The 17,182-nt window shown below is 65.1% G+C and carries 13 protein-coding genes; 6 read left to right on the top strand and 7 right to left on the bottom strand.

The genetic code is table 11. The features are described 5' to 3' along the window. The first annotated feature begins 401 nt into the window (after positions 1-401). Positions 402-1,934: a winged helix-turn-helix domain-containing tetratricopeptide repeat protein gene (locus ACMDCR_RS32270; protein ID WP_413990529.1), complete on the top strand. Its 1,533-nt coding sequence runs from the start codon at positions 402-404 to the stop codon at positions 1,932-1,934. Positions 1,935-1,945: 11 nt separating this feature from the next. Here ACMDCR_RS32270 and ACMDCR_RS32265 read toward each other — a convergent pair whose 3' ends face one another. From ACMDCR_RS32265 to ACMDCR_RS32245, 5 genes are all read right to left on the bottom strand, one after another. Further along, positions 1,946-2,833 (bottom strand): DMT family transporter, encoded by an 888-nt coding sequence (locus ACMDCR_RS32265; protein ID WP_413990528.1) that lies wholly within the window; start codon positions 2,831-2,833, stop codon positions 1,946-1,948. A 534-nt stretch (positions 2,834-3,367) separates the two neighbouring features. Continuing rightward, a complete protein-coding gene (locus ACMDCR_RS32260) occupies positions 3,368-4,786 on the bottom strand; it encodes an FGGY family carbohydrate kinase (RefSeq protein WP_413990527.1) in 1,419 nt (472 codons plus the stop codon). A 10-nt stretch (positions 4,787-4,796) separates the two neighbouring features. Beyond that, positions 4,797-6,029 (bottom strand): NAD(P)/FAD-dependent oxidoreductase, encoded by a 1,233-nt coding sequence (locus ACMDCR_RS32255; RefSeq protein WP_413990526.1) that lies wholly within the window; start codon positions 6,027-6,029, stop codon positions 4,797-4,799. Beyond that, positions 6,029-7,405 (bottom strand): NAD(P)/FAD-dependent oxidoreductase, encoded by a 1,377-nt coding sequence (locus tag ACMDCR_RS32250; RefSeq protein ID WP_413990525.1) that lies wholly within the window; start codon positions 7,403-7,405, stop codon positions 6,029-6,031. The genes ACMDCR_RS32255 and ACMDCR_RS32250 overlap by 1 nt, the downstream gene beginning before the upstream one ends. Positions 7,406-7,508: 103 nt before the next feature. Then, the gene (locus ACMDCR_RS32245) at positions 7,509-8,387 is read right to left on the bottom strand and encodes an MBL fold metallo-hydrolase (RefSeq protein ID WP_413990524.1); all 879 of its coding nucleotides are present in this window, start codon (positions 8,385-8,387) and stop codon (positions 7,509-7,511) included. Positions 8,388-8,819: 432 nt separating this feature from the next. On the opposite strand from ACMDCR_RS32245, the gene ACMDCR_RS32240 reads away from it, so the two are divergent. From ACMDCR_RS32240 to ACMDCR_RS32220, 5 genes are all read left to right on the top strand, one after another. Continuing rightward, positions 8,820-9,014: a hypothetical protein gene (locus ACMDCR_RS32240; protein ID WP_413990523.1), complete on the top strand. Its 195-nt coding sequence runs from the start codon at positions 8,820-8,822 to the stop codon at positions 9,012-9,014. Positions 9,015-9,233: 219 nt separating this feature from the next. Further along, entirely contained in the window at positions 9,234-10,529 is a 1,296-nt protein-coding gene (locus ACMDCR_RS32235; protein ID WP_413990522.1) for a chloride channel protein, read from the top strand. Between the two features lie 15 nt (positions 10,530-10,544). Next, positions 10,545-11,951 carry a class II fumarate hydratase gene (gene fumC / locus ACMDCR_RS32230; RefSeq protein WP_413990521.1) on the top strand — a complete coding sequence of 469 codons (1,407 nt, stop codon included), beginning with the start codon at positions 10,545-10,547 and terminating at the stop codon, positions 11,949-11,951. Positions 11,952-12,002: 51 nt separating this feature from the next. Next, entirely contained in the window at positions 12,003-13,631 is a 1,629-nt protein-coding gene (locus ACMDCR_RS32225) for an NAD-dependent malic enzyme (protein WP_413990520.1), read from the top strand. A 184-nt stretch (positions 13,632-13,815) separates the two neighbouring features. Then, the gene (locus ACMDCR_RS32220; protein ID WP_413990519.1) at positions 13,816-15,105 is read left to right on the top strand and encodes a threonine/serine ThrE exporter family protein; all 1,290 of its coding nucleotides are present in this window, start codon (positions 13,816-13,818) and stop codon (positions 15,103-15,105) included. 103 nt (positions 15,106-15,208) lie between these two features. Here the strand turns inward: ACMDCR_RS32220 and ACMDCR_RS32215 are convergent, their stop codons facing one another. Together ACMDCR_RS32215 and ACMDCR_RS32210 are read right to left on the bottom strand one after the other, a co-directional pair. After that, positions 15,209-15,976 carry an ATP-binding cassette domain-containing protein gene (locus tag ACMDCR_RS32215; protein WP_413990518.1) on the bottom strand — a complete coding sequence of 256 codons (768 nt, stop codon included), beginning with the start codon at positions 15,974-15,976 and terminating at the stop codon, positions 15,209-15,211. Between the two features lie 9 nt (positions 15,977-15,985). Next, positions 15,986-17,179 (bottom strand): alanine racemase, encoded by a 1,194-nt coding sequence (locus ACMDCR_RS32210; RefSeq protein WP_413990517.1) that lies wholly within the window; start codon positions 17,177-17,179, stop codon positions 15,986-15,988. Positions 17,180-17,182: the final 3 nt, after the last annotated feature.

Genomic DNA, 17,182 nt, shown 5'->3' with positions numbered 1-17,182 from the left:
TGCAACTCTCGATTGCCAAGGGGTGATATCACTCTCAAATAACGATGCCGGCGTTAGAGTGTCATCGAATGCTGAACTGCGCGGGGGGCGCGGTCGACATGTTATGCCCGATCAAGCCGGCTCGGCTCTCAGATTCTTTTTTGCCGGTGGCTGATCCGGCCACTTTACCCAAGTCCTGGCGCGCCGCCCGCGGACACGCTGTCCTTTCCCCATGCGGCCGATGGGGCCTGGTCTGGACTATATGGTCGCGGCTTCATGGCCTGCCGAGTCGCCCCGGATGAGCCCCGCCTTCCGAGGCCATCATGTCCGTCACCTGGTGGATATGGCCGGCCGCACCCTCAAACAGAATCGAGGCAAGGGCCGGACGAATGGCCAGACCGAAAATACCGAGAGGGCTCATCATGGAACAGGAGCTGACCTATCGACTCGGCGAATCCGTCTTCAACGTCAGCCGGGGAACGCTCTATCGAGCCGGCGAGCTGGTACTGCCGCGACCCAAGACCTTCCAGCTCCTGGCCTATCTCGCCCGCAATCCCGGCCGTGTCGTTGGCAAGGATGAATTGCTGGACGTCGTCTGGCCCTCCACGACGGTGACCGATGATTCCTTGACCCAATGCATCCGTGATGCGCGCAAATGCATCGGCGACGAGCAGCAGCAGATCATCCGCACCATGCCGCGACGCGGCTACATGTTTCAGCCGTCCGGCACCCTGGCTGAGGGGCCAGCTTCGGCGGAGCTGCCGGTCGGACTTGAGAGACGCCAGGCCGAACCCCGCATCGCCGTCTTTCCCTTCCGTGGCCAGGCGCTGGAAGAGCCGCTGAAATCCGCCTTCGACGCGGTGGCGGAGGAGATCACCACCGCGCTGTCCTATTTCAGGACCTTGTCCGTGCTGGAGCGCTATTCCACGCTCGCCCTGGCCCGCACCGAGCCCGACGGAATGCAGGTGGCTCTCCAGGAGGCGGGCGTCGATTTCATGGTGGAAGGCCGGATCGATGGCGGTGACCCTCTGTTCAACGTGGTGATCACCCTATCGGACACCCGCTCCGCCCGGCGGCTGTGGACGCAGGCCTTTTCCTTTGAAGCGGATGCCCTCTTCGATTTCCACCAGACCGTGGCCAGGCGGATCGCATCCGCTCTGGTCTTCAACATCGAGAGCGCGGCCGCATATCGCGTGGCGCCGGCGCCCGCTCGCAATGTCGAGGCCTATACTCATCTCATGCAGGCGCTCTTGCTCCTGCGGGCTCATGGCGAGGAGGCGGTCGGGCAGGCCCGGGCCCATCTGTGGAAAGCCATAGCGCTCGATCCGCAGTCGGGACTTGCCTTTGCCTATCTCGCCTGGACCGATGCGGTGCAGAACGGCTATGGCCGAACCTCGCCGGAACTGCTGGACCCGGCCCTCGACAACGCGCTGCGCGGCGTCTCGCTCAGCCCCTTCGAGGCGCGCTGCCATCGTATCCTCGGCCTGATCCTGATGCTACGCCACGATTTCCTGGCGGCGGACTTGCATCATCGGCAGGCCCTGGAGCTCAACCCCTATGACGCCGACACCATCGCTCAGATGGGCTGGCTGAAGGCGATAATGGGGAACCCGGCTGCCGGGCTCGAACTGGTGGATTGGGCGATGCAGCTCAATCCCGTACATCCGCCCTGGTATTATCTTGATCGCGGCGTGGTGCAACTGCTGCTCGGGCGTCATGGCGAGGCAGCCGAGACCCTCTCGCGCTTGCCGCTGGGGGATGTCAACCGCTGGGCCCTGTTGTCCGTCTGCCAGGCCCTGCAGGACGATATGAAGGGCGCCGCGGCCAGCGTCCGCCAGGCGCGGGAGCTGGAGCCAGGCCTGACTGCCGCGATGGTGCAGCACGTCACCATGCAAGAAGGCGGGGCAGACAATGCCTGGCTGCGCGTGGCGCTGGAGAAGGCAGGCTGGAGCTGAAGCGCGATGCTTCAGCTCGCGGCCGCCGGGCCTGCAGCCTCGCGCGGCTGGCCTGCGATAGCGAGGTAGACGATGGCGACGAGCACCATCGTCCCGCCGAGCGCGGCGACGACACTCAGGCTTTCGCCCAGGAACAGCACCGCGCCGGTTGCGCCGAACACGCTCTCGCCACTGACGATCACGGCGGCATGGCTGGCGGGCGTGAAGCGCTGGGCGATGGTTTGGATCCCGAAGGCGACTGCGGTCGAGAAGATGCCGAGCACCGCCAGTTCCGGTGCCGCGGCCCAGGCGCTTTGCAGCGAGAAATTGCCATAGAGGACGCCGAGCGGCAGCGCGACGATGGCGCAGCTCAGGAACTGGGCGATGGCCGTCGAGACGGCGCCGCCATAATTCTGCATGTGCCGGCTTAGCTCGACCATCCACAGGGCGTAGCACACGGCCGAGAGCAGCGCCGCCATGTCGCCCGAATTGATGGTGCCGGATAGGCCACCCGACAGGAGCAGGATGCCGATCAGCGTGAGGCTGGCCGCAAAGGCCACGACGAGGGTCGGCTTTTCGCCGATGACCAGCCAGGCGGCGACCGGGGTCATCACCGTGCAGGTGTTGACGAGGAAGCTCGCATTGGTGACGGTGGTCGTGAGATAGGCTGCCTGCTGCAGGACGATGGCGATCGAGAACAGGGCGCTGAGCCGCACCAGCGAGGCCCGGTGGCCGGGGCCGAACCGCCAGCGGCGCTCCATCAACAGCAGCGGCATGACCAGGAGGCCGCCGATCAGGCAGCGCGAACCGACGGCGCTGAAGGGATCGAGATGCTCGAGCACGGTTTTCTGGGCGACATTGCCGAAGCCCCACAACGCAGCTGCGAGCAACAGCAGGCAGTTTGCCAGCATTCTCGACATGGGCGCTCCTCGCCATGAGGGCGCCCATCTCATCCGGCAGCCCGCAACATCGCATTGCTTGATCGTGCCGCGTCTCTTCAGCGACAGCGTGCCGCTTGAAGCGACAGCGTGCCAATGCGCCCCCTGCGAGCCGGGTTTCCGAGGGGATGCCAGGGCACGCTGCCTCAAGGCTGGATCGGCCGGTGCGGGGCCACCCTCCCTGTTCGCGAGCGTCGGGACCGGCAGATCCCGGCGCAAACTTTGCCGTCAAGCAATGCGATGGTGGCAGAGGTCAATAGGCGAGTCCGGAAACGACGCTGAAATAGTTCTGAAACTTGAATGAAGTCGGGGATCCCCAGAGCAAAACGCGTTTAGGCGTAAACGCCGCTTTGCTCTAACTCTTTGTTTCGACGCGTCTTTGCGATTCTTGCCGATTCCGTCAAATCGCAAAACGCTTTAGGCCCCTATCAGGAGGAAGCCGGAAAGGCCTCCCATTGAGCCCCTTTCCCCGGATTGGAAGGAAACAGTGGGGTCCCGGATGCGGTCGTGCCCGTGCTACCGCCAGCCCGACGTCCGTCCCACGGCGGACTGGAACCGCGCCCGCCAAACCTCTCGTGGCACCTCACGGGGCCGATAGATCTGCCCCCTGGCATCGGCAGGTGCCGCGATCTCTCGTCCGATGCCCAAGCCTGCGAGTTGGGCGGCGCCGAAGGCGGTGATCTCGTCGAGGGTGGAGAGAGCGATGTTACGGCCCGAGGCATCCGCCAGGAACTGGCAGAAATAGGGGCTGCGCGAGACGCCCCCGTCAATGGAGACGGTGTCGCGGATCGCCACCTCCTGGTTCATCGCCTCGAGGATGCCGCAGGTCAGCAGCGCGATGCCTTCCAGCAGGGCCTGGCGCATATCGGCGAGATCCGAGGCAGGGGTCAGGCCGATGAGGACAGGTGCGGCACTGCGGTCCCAATAGGGGCAGGCGAGGCCCGAGAAGGCCGACACGAAGACGAGGCCGCGTTCGATCGCCGGGGGCCGGTCGAAGCCCGCGAAATCGCCGATTTCCTGCGCGACGCCCGCCTTCAGCGCCCATTCGAGGCTGGAGCCGACATCGTAGACCCCGCCGTCGAGGGCATGGGCGGTCTCCTCGCCGATATGCCAGGCCACAGTCGGCAGCAGGCCACCGGCAAGGGAAGGCGCATCGGGCACTCCCGAAGTCAAGGCGAGGCAGAAGGCGCCGGTGCCGAAGGTGATCTTGAGATCGCCGGGCTGTCGGCAGCCATGGCCGTAGAGCGCGGCCTGCTGGTCCACGATGGAGGCGGTGATCGGCCCTGTCGCCGCCTTTCCGAAGGCGCCGACGCTCGGCCTGATCTCGGGCAGGCAAGCGAGCGGCACACCGAACAGGTCGCAGAGTTCGGGATCCCAGGCGCCGGTCTTCAGATTCATCAGCGAAGTGCGGGATGCCGTCGCCGCATCGGTAGCGGCCTCGCCGGTGAGGCGTCTCAGGAAGAAGGCATCGGTGGTGCCGAGCCGCAGCCGTCCTTCAGCCAGGGCCTCCCCGACGGCCGGCACGTTGTCGATGAACCATCGGAACTTGCTTGCTGAGAAATACGGATCGAGCGGCAGGCCTGCTCGATCCAGCACCAGAGGCGCCTTGCCGGCCGCCTGGAGTGCTTCGATCGCGGGGGACGTGCGGTTGTCCTGCCAGACGATCACCGATGACAGCGGCTTGCCGCTGACCGCATCCCAGGCAAGGCAGCTCTCGCCCTGGTTGGAGAGCCCGATCGCATCGGCTGGTCCGGCGGCCTCCAGGCAGGCCACGACATTGGCAAGCAGCTCTTCCGGACTGTGCTCGACCCATCCAGCTTGAGGGTAGTGCTGCCCGTGCCTGATGGCTTTGGCGATCGCAATGGAGCCATCCTCCTCGACCACCAATGCGCGAGTCGATGTGGTTCCCTGGTCGATGGAGACGATACGTGTCATCGCGGCGGACCTATTGGCTATCGACGCTGAGCGTCAGGTCTGTCGCCCCGTCGGGAATGGTGAGTCCGGCGATTGGAATCAGGATGCGTCGTTCCGGAGTGCTGTCGATCGTGCGCGACCATATCGTGCCTGTTCCCAACGAAAGTTTCAACGTCCCCCGTATCTTGGCGCTGAGGCGGACCTGCAGATCGGGCAGTGCGAGCCGCGCGGTGCCTTGGTTGATCTCCTGCGGCATCACCAGCTTGATGCCCTCCCCGGCATGTACGCGGACGGTCCGCCCGCGGTCGGGAAGTCTCTGCCTGATATCCGCGAACACACTGGCGGCTATGCGCTTTCCTTCGGCCCAGCACCAGCCGGCGGTCTCGATCGGGCGCAGCAGGTTTCCCGCCGCGAAGACCGAGGCCGAGGACGTCCGGCCGAAGCCATCAACCATCGGCCCGCCGCTGGCGTCGTCGATGGCAAGACCGGACATCCGGGCGAGGGCGGATTCAGGCGTGAAGGCACCGGTGAAGAGCACGCCGTCGCAGGCGATGGTGCGGGTCTGCGTGCCGTTCCTGATCGTAACTTCGGATACACGCCCCTTGCCGCCGATGGCGTCGAGGGAAGTGCCATAATGGAGGGGTACGCCCAGGAGGCGCGGCAGCAGGTAGAAGGGGAAACGGGTGGTCGGCCAATCATTCGGCTCGACGATGGCGACCGGGCGGATCCCCGCCGAACGGCAGGTCAGCAAAGCGGACATCGCCACCAGCTCGGTTCCGACGATCACCGGTTGCTTGAAGGGCACGAGCTTTTCGAGATGCACATAGGCCTGCAGGGCGGCGGTGTTGAGCACGCCGAGCGGACGCTCTCCGGAGACGAGCCGGGCCGAGCGCGGCGTTTCCCGCGCGCCCGTCGCCAGGACCGTGCGGTTGGCCTGGACCCGAAGCGGGCCATCCGGCGAGATGACGGAGACCTCGCCCTCGCCGACAGACAGCACGGAGTGACGGGTGCGGATATCGACGCCGACCTCTTTCGCCTCTGCTTCCAGCCGCGCCACATAGCGCGTTCCGGACAGAATCCGGTGGAATTCCCGCATGCCGAAGGGTGAATGGCCGCAATGGCGAGGGATACCGCCCACGACAGAATCGCGTTCGAGAAGCACCACGCTGATGACGCCGAGTCGCTTCAACGCCGTGGCCGCCGACAAGCCGGCCGGACCGCCGCCGACCACCACAGCATCGGCCTCGACAATCTCCTCCACCATCAGCGGGCCTCCCCGGCATCGAGGGAGACGGGAAACCGGCCCCGGGTCAGGCTCGCCAGGCGCGCACCACAGTTGAAGCCCTGGCAGCGTCCCATGGCACAGCGCGTGCGGCGCTTGAGGCCGCCGAAATCGCCGGGCGGGAGTGGCCGCGCGAGTGCTGTCTCGATCTCGCGACGAGTCACCATCTCGCAATGGCAGACGATCTCGCCGTAGCCTGGGCTGGCATAGTCTCGTGGCAAATTCTCGGCGAGGTTCGGCACCACAGGGATGGTGGGGTTGTCGATAGGCCTACCCTTGCTGGCTCGGCTGGCATAGAGGCCGAAGACATAGCGGGCGATGCCGAGCGCCGCAGACAGGCCCGTCGAGCGGATACCGCCGACGCTGATCCAGTTCTGGCCAGGCTTGGAGGCGATGCGATAGTCCTTTTTTTCCGTCGCCGGGCGCAGGCCGGCATAACAGGCGGTCACCGGCATGTGGGCGAGGGCCGGCAGGATCTCGACGCCGCGGCGAATCAGCGCCTCGAGCTGGTCATGGTCGACCTCGGTGCACTCGGGGTCCTCCTGCTCTTCGGCGGTCGGGCCGACGAGGAGGTTCCCGAACACCGTCCGCGTCACCACCACGCCCTTGGTGCGCTCGTTCGGCACCGGCAGGATGATGGCGGAGGCAAGGCCATGGGCCGCCTTGTCGAACACAACGAACTGGCCCTTGCGAGGCCGGATCTCGAAATCGGAGGCGCCGAGCAGCAGTTTCTCGATCACATCGCCCTGGATGCCCGCGCAATTGATCACGACGCGGGCGGAAAGGCTTCCGGTATTCGTGTCGAGGTGCCAGGCCTCGCCGTCAAAGGAGCCGCCGGTCACGCGGGTGTTGAGTTTCACTGTGGCGCCGTGTGCCATCGCCTGTTCGACATAGGCAAGAAAGGGGCTCCAGGGATCGATCAGCGCCTCGTCGGGCACGCATAGCGCTGCCCGGGCCTGCGTCGACAGCTCCGGTTCCACTGCGCGAAGCCTCTCCTGGCCAACCAGCTCGACATTGCCGACGCCATTGCCGAGCGCCTGGGCGCGGATGCCCTCCAGCGCCGCCTCCTCCGCCTCGTTCCAGGCCACCACCAGCGCGCCACAGCGCAGGAGGGGCAGGCCCATCGCCTCGCGGATCGCCAGATATTCGGCGTGCCCGGCCTTGATGCAGGCGAGCTCCAGGCTGCCTGGTGGGGCATCGAAGCCGGTATGCAGGATGGCGCTGTTCGCCTTGCTGGCGCCGGAGAGGATGTCGGAGCCGGCCTCGATCAGTGTGACGCCTATGCCTTCCAGAGCAAAGCGTCGGGCCAGCGCGCATCCGACCACTCCGGCGCCGATGATGGCAACATCGCTGACCATTGCAAAGCCTCTCCCCGAAACACCGCGTATCTCAGCAAATCCACGGCTGCTCCGCTACTGTCGTCTGGCAAGGCGGGACGCCCCATCCGCTAATTTGCTCCCTTCACAGCACCGGGCGCCAGATTTCCGGAATGAAGCGGTAGGCGCTGCCCTCCGTCACGACATGGCCGAAGGCAGGGAAGTCGAGGTGGACGCCGGCGACGCGCAGCTTTTCGCCGGCGGCGAAGGCCAGCACCTTGCGGCGTGCCAATGCCGCCGCCGCGCTGTCATGGTCGAAGGCAACACTCGCGTCGGGAATGGCGAACTGGATGCCGGGAAAATGGATGATGTCGCCCCAGATCAGCAGGGCATCGCGACCCGAGTCCACCAGCCAGGCCGTATGGCCGGGCGTGTGACCCGGTGTCGGAACGGCGCGGATGCCCGGCAGCACTTCGCCATTGCTGACGGTCCGCAGCCGTTCGCCGTAGGCGGCGAAGGCGGCCTCCGCCAGGCCGAACTCGACGAATCTTGTGCCTGTGGCCCGGGCACGCTCCCCATCGTTTCCCCAGAAGGCATATTCGTTCTCATGCAACACCAGCTCGGCCCGGGTGAAGACGGGTTTGCCGGCGGAATCGACCAGGCCGGCGTCGTGATCCTGATGCATATGCGTCATCAGCACGGTGTCGATATCATCGGGCGCGATGCCGATGGACCGGAGGTTGTGGAGAAGCCTGCCGGTAGCCGGCGTCTTGCTTCCGAAACCGGTATCGACGAGCACCAGCCTGCCACCGCTGCGGATGACGAAGCAACTGATGGTGAGCGATGGTGGCACGATGCAGAAGGCGTCGCGGTGTGCCTTCTCGCAGGCTTCCGGCTCGGTCGTGACGAGGTCCGGAAAATCGACGGGGTGTGTGCCGTCATTGACGACGCTCACCACGGCCTCGCCGATGGCGATATGCTGCACGCCGCACGGCTGCCGATCCGGCTTCGAATACGCACCCATCGCCCACTCCCTCGCCTGTTCGCTGCAGCTCGTGGCGGGCACCTCGAAGATCGAGCCGCCCTATATGGATGCTAACCTGGCGATGTAAGGCGCATCAAACGCCGAGATGCCTTGTTATGGCATGGCCCTGGCCAGGCTCGGGAGTTGCTGGCCGTCCTTGCTTCCATCTCTTGAGAAATCGACTTTGCCCGATTTCCCGCCCGAGGTTGATCAACTGCAATCACGGCTCGGACAGATCCCCACACATCTGTGTTATCGCAGTTTTTTTGCCGAAAAGCGGCCCTTTTCCGCTGCGCAGGGTGATCCGGCAAGAAGTCAGGGTACCAATACTGCACCGTGGATGCCTTCGCGAAACGACGACTCGCGGGAAGATCATCGGGTGGCGCCATGACTCGATCTTGACCACCAACCTGAACTCCCAGGAGACCTATCATGAGGAAGACCCTCGTCACTGCCACTCTCGTTGCCATGGCCCTGTCGCTGTCGGCCACCATGGCCGAGGCTAGTTCTGGCCGCACCGTGATCCCGCCCTCCCAGCAGAACTTCCGGGGCAGGCCCGAAAGCATGCATTCGGTCGTTCCTGGCGCCGGCCGCGAAGTCATTCCACCTGCCGAACAGCGCAGCTGATCTTATCTGCCGTAGATGATGACCTGTCGGGCCCCCGATTGTTCGCGATCGGAGGCCCGTCTGGTGTTTGGGGTCTCGCTTCGCCTGTCGTTGCGGATTTCGTCAGCCTTTTCCACGTCACTCGATCCAAATTTTTGCTCGATGCCCCGCGGCAGCACTCCGGCACCGGATTGAACCGGAGCCGGATCCGGTGTTCTATCCCGCCGTGGAGACCAGCCCATGTCCCTCCCCGAGAAGACTCCTCTTGCCAGACTTGCCGTGGTCACTGTCCTGGCCGGTGTCGGAGCAGGGCTCGGCGGCATGGCCCTGGCGCTGCTGCTGCATCTCATCCAGCACGTTGCCTATGGCTACAGTCTCGATGCCGTGATCAGCAGCGAGAGCTTCCTGCAGGGCGTAAGCGCCGCGCCGCCTTGGCGTCGGGCGGCCGTTCTTGTCCTCTGCGGTCTGGTGGCCGGCGGGGGCTGGTGGGCGCTCTATCGCTTTGGCCGACCCCTGGTCAGCATCGCCAAGGCGGTGCGGGTGCCTGGAGAGGCGATGCCGTTGCCCGAGACGACCCTTCACGTCCTCCTGCAGATCTGCACGGTCGCTCTCGGCTCGCCGCTGGGTCGCGAGGTCGCCCCGCGCGAGATCGCCGCCGCCTTCACGGGCTGGCTGTCTCGCCAGACCGGCCTCAACGCCGAGGAAGCCCGCATTCTCATCGCCTGCGGCGCCGGCGCCGGCCTTGCCGCCGTCTATAATGTGCCTCTTGCCGGTGCCCTCTTCGTCCTCGAAGTGCTGTTGGCTACCTTTAGCCTGCCCGCGCTGCTGCCGGCTATCGTCACTTCCGGCATCGCCGCGCTCGTTGCCTGGGTCGGCCTTGGCGATGAGGTGCAATACCCGGTGATGCCCTTCGACATCAGCCCATCACTGGTGGTGTGGTCCGTGCTGGCGGGCCCGCTTTTCGGCGCCGCCGCTTACGGGTTCAAGCGCATCTCGACGGCGATGACGGCGCGCTCTCCCGAGGGTTGGCGCCTGGTGCCGTGGAACCTTGCCGTCTTCACCGGCATCGGCCTTGCCGCCATGAGCTTTCCGCAGTTGCTTGGCAATGGCCGGGGGCCGCTGCAGCTCTCCTTCGCCAACGATCTCTCCCTCGGCCTTGCCGCCACGCTGCTGGTGTTGCGCCTCGCCGTCACCCTGGCGGCGCTGCGTGCCGGCGCCAAGGGCGGGCTGCTCACCCCCGGCATGACGATCGGCGCCCTGCTGGCTACCGTGCTCGGGTGCCTGTGGACCTTTGCCTGGCCTAGCGCACCCCTCGGTGCCTTTGCCCTGATCGGCGCGGCGGCCTTTCTCTCCGCCTCCATGAACATGCCGCTGACCGCAATCGCCCTGATCCTCGAATTCACCCGTGTGGGCCAGGATTTTCTCTTTCCTCTCATCTTTGCCGTCAGCGGCTCAATCGCCGCCGAAAGGCTCTGCGCCATGACGTTCCGGGCGGCGCCGCAGCCGGTGGCCGTGCCCAGCGCTTCCCATCTCTGAACAAAGGAAAAGGTGATGTCCGATATCCGCATCGAATCCGACAGCCTCGGCACGGTGGAGGTTCCGGCCGACAAATTATGGGGTGCCCAGACGCAGCGCTCCCTGGAGCATTTCAGCATCGGCAAGGACCTCATGCCGCGCGAGATGATCACTGCCTATGCCGTGCTCAAGCGTTCGGCCGCCCAGGCCAATCTCTCGGGCGGACGGCTCGACAAGGAGCGTCACGACCTTATCCTCAAGGTCTGCGACGAGCTGCTGGCCGGCCAGCACCATGAGATGTTCCCCCTGCATGTCTGGATGACCGGCAGCGGCACCCAGTTCAACATGAACGTCAACGAAGTGGTCTCGAACCGCTGCTGCCAGCTTGCGGGTACCGCGCTCGGCAGCAAGACGCCGGTTCATCCCAACGACCATGTGAACATGTCGCAGTCGTCGAACGACAGTTTCCCGTCGGCGATGTATATCGCGGCCGCCGTCGGTGTGACCTCACGCCTCGTCCCCGCCGTCACCGCCCTGCGCGATGCCATCTCCGCCAAGGCGAGCGGGTGGGACGACATCGTCAAGATCGGCCGAACCCATATGCAGGACGCAACGCCGCTGACGCTCGGCCAGGAATGGTCGGGCTATGCCGGCATGCTGACGGATGGCCTCGAGCGCATGACCGACGCGCTGAAGGGCGTCTATCGCCTGGCGCTGGGCGGCACTGCGGTTGGTACCGGCATCAATGCCGCGCCGGGCTTTGCCGAAGCCGTGGCGGCGGAGATCGCCCGCAACACGGGCCTGCCCTTCGTCAGCGCCCCCAACAAGTTTACCGTGCAGGGCTCGCATGACGCGCTGGTGCAGCTCTCTGGCACGCTGCGCACGCTGGCGACCTCGCTCTACAAGATCGGCAATGACATCCGCCTGATGTCCTGCGGCCCGCGTGCCGGCTTTGCCGAGCTGATCATCCCGGAGAATGAGCCAGGCTCCTCCATCATGCCCGGCAAGGTCAATCCCACCCAGGCCGAGGCCCTCACCATGCTCGCCGTGCAGGTGATGGCGAACGATGTCGCGGTCGGTTTCGGCGGCGCCGGCGGCTATCTGGAGATGAATGTCTACAAGCCGCTGATCATCGCCAATATCGCCCAGTCCATCACTCTGCTCAGCGACGGCTGCACCAATTTCCGCAAGTTCCTCGTGGAGGGTACGGAGCCGAACCGCAAGAAGATCGCCGAATATGTGGAGCGGTCGCTCATGCTCGTCACGGCGCTGGCGCCGGTGATCGGCTATGACAAGGCCTCGAAGATCGCCCACCACGCCATGGACCACGATCTTACCCTCAAGGCCGCCGCACTCGAGCTCGGCTTCGTCAGCGAGGCAGAGTTCGACCGGGTGGTCGATCCTGCCAAGATGGTAAAGCCCTATGTAGCCACCGCCGGCTGAGGGCTGATCCACTCTTTCAAGCGATTAAGATAATCATCTGGAGCCCACCCGATGCCTGACCAGAGTGCAGATTCCGGTTACGCCCTCCTGCGCAATCCCCGCCTAAACAAGGGCAGCGCCTTCAGCGAGGAAGAACGTCGCGCCCTTGACCTGGAGGGGCTGCTGCCCCCGGTGCCGACCACCCTTGGGCTCCAGGTCGCCCGCATCCACGCCGAACTCGGCAATCTCGACAATGACCTGCAGAAATACCTGCTGCTCTCCGACCTGCAGGCCCGCAACGAGACCCTGTTCTACGCGGTATTGATGTCGGATCCCGCTTCCTTCATGCCGCTGGTCTATACGCCTACTGTGGGCGAGGCGTGCCAGAAGTTCGACCATATCTTCCGGGCCTCCCGTGGCTTCTATCTGCCGATCACCGCGCGGGGACGGCTGAAGGAGCTGCTCGACAACTGGCCGATGAAGGACGTGCGCTTCATCGTGGTCACCGATGGCGAGCGTATCCTCGGTCTCGGCGATCTCGGCGTCGGTGGCATGGGCATCCCCATCGGCAAGCTCGCGCTCTACACCGCCTGCGCCGGCGTGCCGCCTGAATATTGCCTGCCGATAACGCTCGATGTCGGCACCAACAATGAGAGCCTCCTGGAGGACCCGCTCTATCTGGGCCTACGCCAGCACCGGGTGCGCGGGGCCGACTACATGACCTTCATCAACGAATTCGTGCAGGCCGTGCAGGTTCTCTATCCCAAATGCTGCATCCAATGGGAGGATTTCGCCAATATCAACGCCGTCCCGATCCTCGAAACCTACCGCGACAAGGTCTGTACCTATAATGACGACATCCAGGGTACGGCGGCCGTGGCGCTCGCGGGAATGTACGGCGCCCTGCGCATTTCCGGCCAGAAGCTCACCGACCAGCGCTTCCTCTTCCTCGGCGGCGGCTCGGCGGCTACCGGCATCGCCGAGCTGATCAGCCAGGCCATGGCCCTGGAGGGGTTGGACATCGCCGCGGCGCGGGCGCGCAACACGCTGTTCGACATCAACGGCCTTATGGTCAGGTCGAGGACCGATCTCGCCGACTTCCAGAAGCCCTTCGCCCTGGATCACGCGCCGGTATCGACCTTCGTCGAGGCCGTCCGCGCCCTGCGTCCCACCGGTATCATCGGCGTCAGCACCGTGCCGAAGCTGTTCAACCAGCGGGTCATCGAGGCCATGGCCGAGATCAACGAGCGGCCGATCATCTTCCCCTATTCCAACCCGACATCGCGCTCGGAATGCACGGCAGAGGAGGCCTATCGCTGGTCCGGGGGGCGGGCGATCTTCGCCAGCGGCAGCCCCTTTGGCCCGGTCGAGATCGCCGGAAAAATCCTTGTCCCGGGCCAGGGCAACAATGTCTATATCTTCCCGGCCATGGGCATGGCCGTCTTCGCCACCGAGGCGACCCGCGTGACGGAGGAGATGTTCATCGTGGCGGCCAAGGCCGTGGCCGAGCAGGTTACTGACAAGAGCCTGGCGACCGGTCTGATCTACCCGCCGCAGAGCCAGATCTTCCAAGCCTCCCTCCATGTCGCGGCGCGGGTGGCAGAATATATCTTCGACCACAATCTCGCGCGGATCGAACGGCCAGCCGACATTGCCGGGCTGATCGCTTCCCGGGTCTATCATCCCGCCTATGCCGCGTGATGAATGGGGCAGGGGGATAGCTGCCAACCCCGCGGAGCGGGGCGCAAGATTGGAGTGGCGGTCTCCGACCGCCATTCTTGGAACCGCGAGGTTGTTGGCAAGGAATCTGGCAGTCAGAGACTGCCACTCCGCGTTTGGTGCGCCCATGCGGGCAATATTCGCGCATATCAGGAAAATGTCTGCCATGGCCGACGTTGGCGAGAAAGAGGTTGTTGCCCCCGGTTCCGGTGCCGCTTCGGGCCGGATCGGCGATGGCGACGCCCTGGCGCTGGTGCGGCAGGTGGTAACTCTGCTGTTCGAGAACGGGCAAACGACGGCGCGCACCGTCGAGGCGGCCGAGCGCATCGGCAAGGCGCTCGGCCAGGATGTGAGGGTGCTGCCGCGCTGGGGCGAGCTCGCGATCGAGATCGAGGGATCCGGGCGCCTCGACCTCACCGAAGCGCAGCCCGCCGGCGTCGATATGAACCGCGTGGCCCGCTGCATGGCGGTGGTCGACGACATCGCCTCCGGCCGCACCGATATCGCTGCCGCGCGGTCTTCCCTCACCGCCATCGCGCATCTACCGCCGGCCTCGAACCCGCGCTTTGCCGTGATGGCCGCTGCCGGCGCCGCCGCCCTCGCGGTGATCTTCGGCGAGACGCAGCTTCTCAGCCTCGCCTTGATCGCCCTGTCGGCCGGCGCGGGCGCGCTGTTGCGCCGGGGCCTGGCCGGGATGAGCCACAATTTGTTCGTCCAGCCGCTTTGCGCCGCACTGTTGGCGGGCATCATCGGCGCTGGCGCCGAGCGGCTGCAGCTCTCCTCGGCCCTGCATCTCGTTACGGTCTGCCCCTGCATGATCCTGGTGCCGGGGCCGCATCTCCTCAACGGCGCCCTTGACCTCGCGCGCGGACGCATCTCGCTGGGTCTCGCACGCTTCACCTATGCCGGCGTGATCATCCTGATGATTTGCGCCGGCTTGCTGGCAGGCCTCGCCCTCGGCGGTGAAACGCTCGACGTGGAGGGCGCCAGCGTCGCCGTGCCCTTCTTCTGGGACCTCATCGCCGCCGGTATCGCCGTATCCGCCTTCGGCAGCTTCTTCTCCATGCCATGGCGGAACCTGCCGGTGCCTATCCTGATCGGCATGCTCGCCCACGCCTGCCGCTGGCTGCTGATCGTGAAGGCAGGCGCTGGTGTCGCACCGGCGGCCTTCGTGGCCTGCCTCCTGGTGGGCATCCTGGTCACCCCGATCGCCGACCGGCTGCGCGCGCCCTTCGCCGCCTTCGGCTTTGCCTCTGTCGTGTCGCTGATGCCCGGCGTTTTCCTGTTCCGGATGGCAGGCGGGCTGGTCGATTTCGTCGCCCTCGGCTCCAAGGCTCCCACGGATCTCCTCGCCGGCATTATCGCAGACGGTGGAACCGCCTTGCTCATCCTGCTCGCCATGGCCTTCGGCCTGATCGTGCCGAAATTCCTCATCGAACGCGTCTGGCCGGGGTGAACCTGCCTTACGCCATGGACCCTGGAATGCGTTCAGGTGGGAGCGGATTTTTGGCACTAACGTACTGGTATTAAGAGCATATTTAACTGTCGGAAATAGATGCTTATGTCGCCAGCCCAGTGATCATGGAGACAATCTCGTTCTTGTCGGTTTCGCTGGTCTTGCGTACCCCGATCTGCTTGCCGCGCCGCAGAACACAGATGCGGTCCGACAGGCGGAAGACCTGGTCGAGGCTGTGGCTGATGATCAGGATCGGCAGGTTACGGGCCTTCAAGCCCTCGATGATCTTCTCGACCTTGGCCGTCTCGGCCACGCCGAGCGCCGCCGTGGGTTCGTCCATCAGCACGAGCTTGGTGGCCCAATGCGTGGCCCTCGCGATGGCGACGCCCTGACGTTGGCCGCCAGACATCTCGCGGATTGTCGCCTTTGCCGAGGGAATTCGGACGTCGAGTTCCTTCACCAGGGCCTCGGTCTCGGCTATCATGCGCTTGCGATCGAGCCGCCGCAATGGGCCGATGACCAGTTCCTTGCCGAGGAACATGTTCATGTAGACGGGCTGGCTGTCGGCAAGTGCCAGGTCCTGGTAGACGACCTGGATACCGAGGGCCTGGCTGTCGGAGGGATCCCGGAATGCCACTTCCCTGCCATCGACCAGGATGTGGCCGCTGGTCGGCTGCTGCACGCCGGCGATGATCTTGATGAGGGTGGATTTGCCGGCGCCGTTATCGCCGACCAGCGCAACCACCTCGCCGGCATCTATATCGAGACTGAATTTCTCGATGGCGATGACGCCGCCAAAGGCCATGTGGATGTTCTGCAGGGAGAGGACCGGCTCGGCCCTGTCTTCCGCAATTGCCGCTGCTGTGCTCATGGCCGATCCTCACAGGGGCCAGTCGGCCGGGCGGCCGAAGGCATCATAGATGGTTTCGACATGGGGATTGCCCTTCGAGAGGCCGGAGACGCCGGCCGTGTAGGCGCGCGTGACAAAGGCCTGCGGCCTGAAGCCGAAGACGACGCTATCACCGATCGCCGGCCGGCGGACACGGGCATCGATCATGCCGTAGTAGTCGATGGAGGCCGGCACGGGGATTTCGACGCCGAGCAGGTCCTTCTCGGCGGCGGTCGGCTCGGAGGAGACGATCGCCTTGACGGGATAATCGGGAAAGACCGGATCGATATAGAGCCCACCGCCGAAGCAGAAGGATTCCGAGCCGATGTGGTGAGAGACCTCGCTGAGATAGACCACGGCCGGCCTTTCCGGCAGGTCCCGCACTGCATGGAGCGGCGTCGTGCCGGTGAGGCCATGGCCGGGTTCGACCTGTGTGGCGCCCGCAGCCGCCAGCAGAGGCAGGATCTCGGACGAGGTCGTGCCGGGCGTATTGATCTCGATGCTGTTGCGCCCGGCCTTCGCGAGGGCCTCGGCGGCACGCTCCAAGGTGGCGAGATTGGGTGTCGGCTTCACCGTGCCAGTGGCGTGATCGAAAAGCTGGGATGGGAAGGTCGTGATGCCGGCAAATTGCGCACCTGGAAGCGCGTCGATCTCGTCGGCAATCCTCACCGCATTGGCAGCCGGTAGCCCGCCCTCCTGGCAGCGGTAGAACTTGTCGCCATCGGCAACCAGGCGGACAAGAATATTCTGGGTCCGGCCGAACTTCCGGGCTGCCGCACCGGCCATCTCTGCCTGCTCGAGGCTGAGCACTGTCCAATTGTCGGGTGCCAGGGACGCCGCCGCATCGACCTCGGCACGCGGAACCTGCACCAGATGGCCGAGATGACCGAGCCCCATCCCGGCCTTGTGGGTGGCGCGGGCGCATTCCATGTCGACGGCCACTGATTTGGCAATGCCGCCCTTGACGATGGCTCTGCAAAAGGAGCCGTTGCGGCCCATCTGCTTGGTCATGGCATAGGCCTTCAGGCCATGCTTGTCGGCGACTCCTGCGATATGGCGGGCATTGGCCTCAACTGCGTCGAGATCGATGACATAGGTGTTGGCGGGCAGCTTGCCGGCCTGATGCAGGGCGATCGACTGTTCAATGAGCGCCGGATTGCGGCGGCGGATGAGGTCGAGAAACATAGT

Source organism: Labrys okinawensis (assembly GCF_047345005.1).
Taxonomy (GTDB): domain Bacteria; phylum Pseudomonadota; class Alphaproteobacteria; order Rhizobiales; family Labraceae; genus Labrys; species Labrys okinawensis.
Note: the sequence above shows the minus strand (reverse complement) of the source record. Positions and strands in the feature narration are given on the sequence as shown.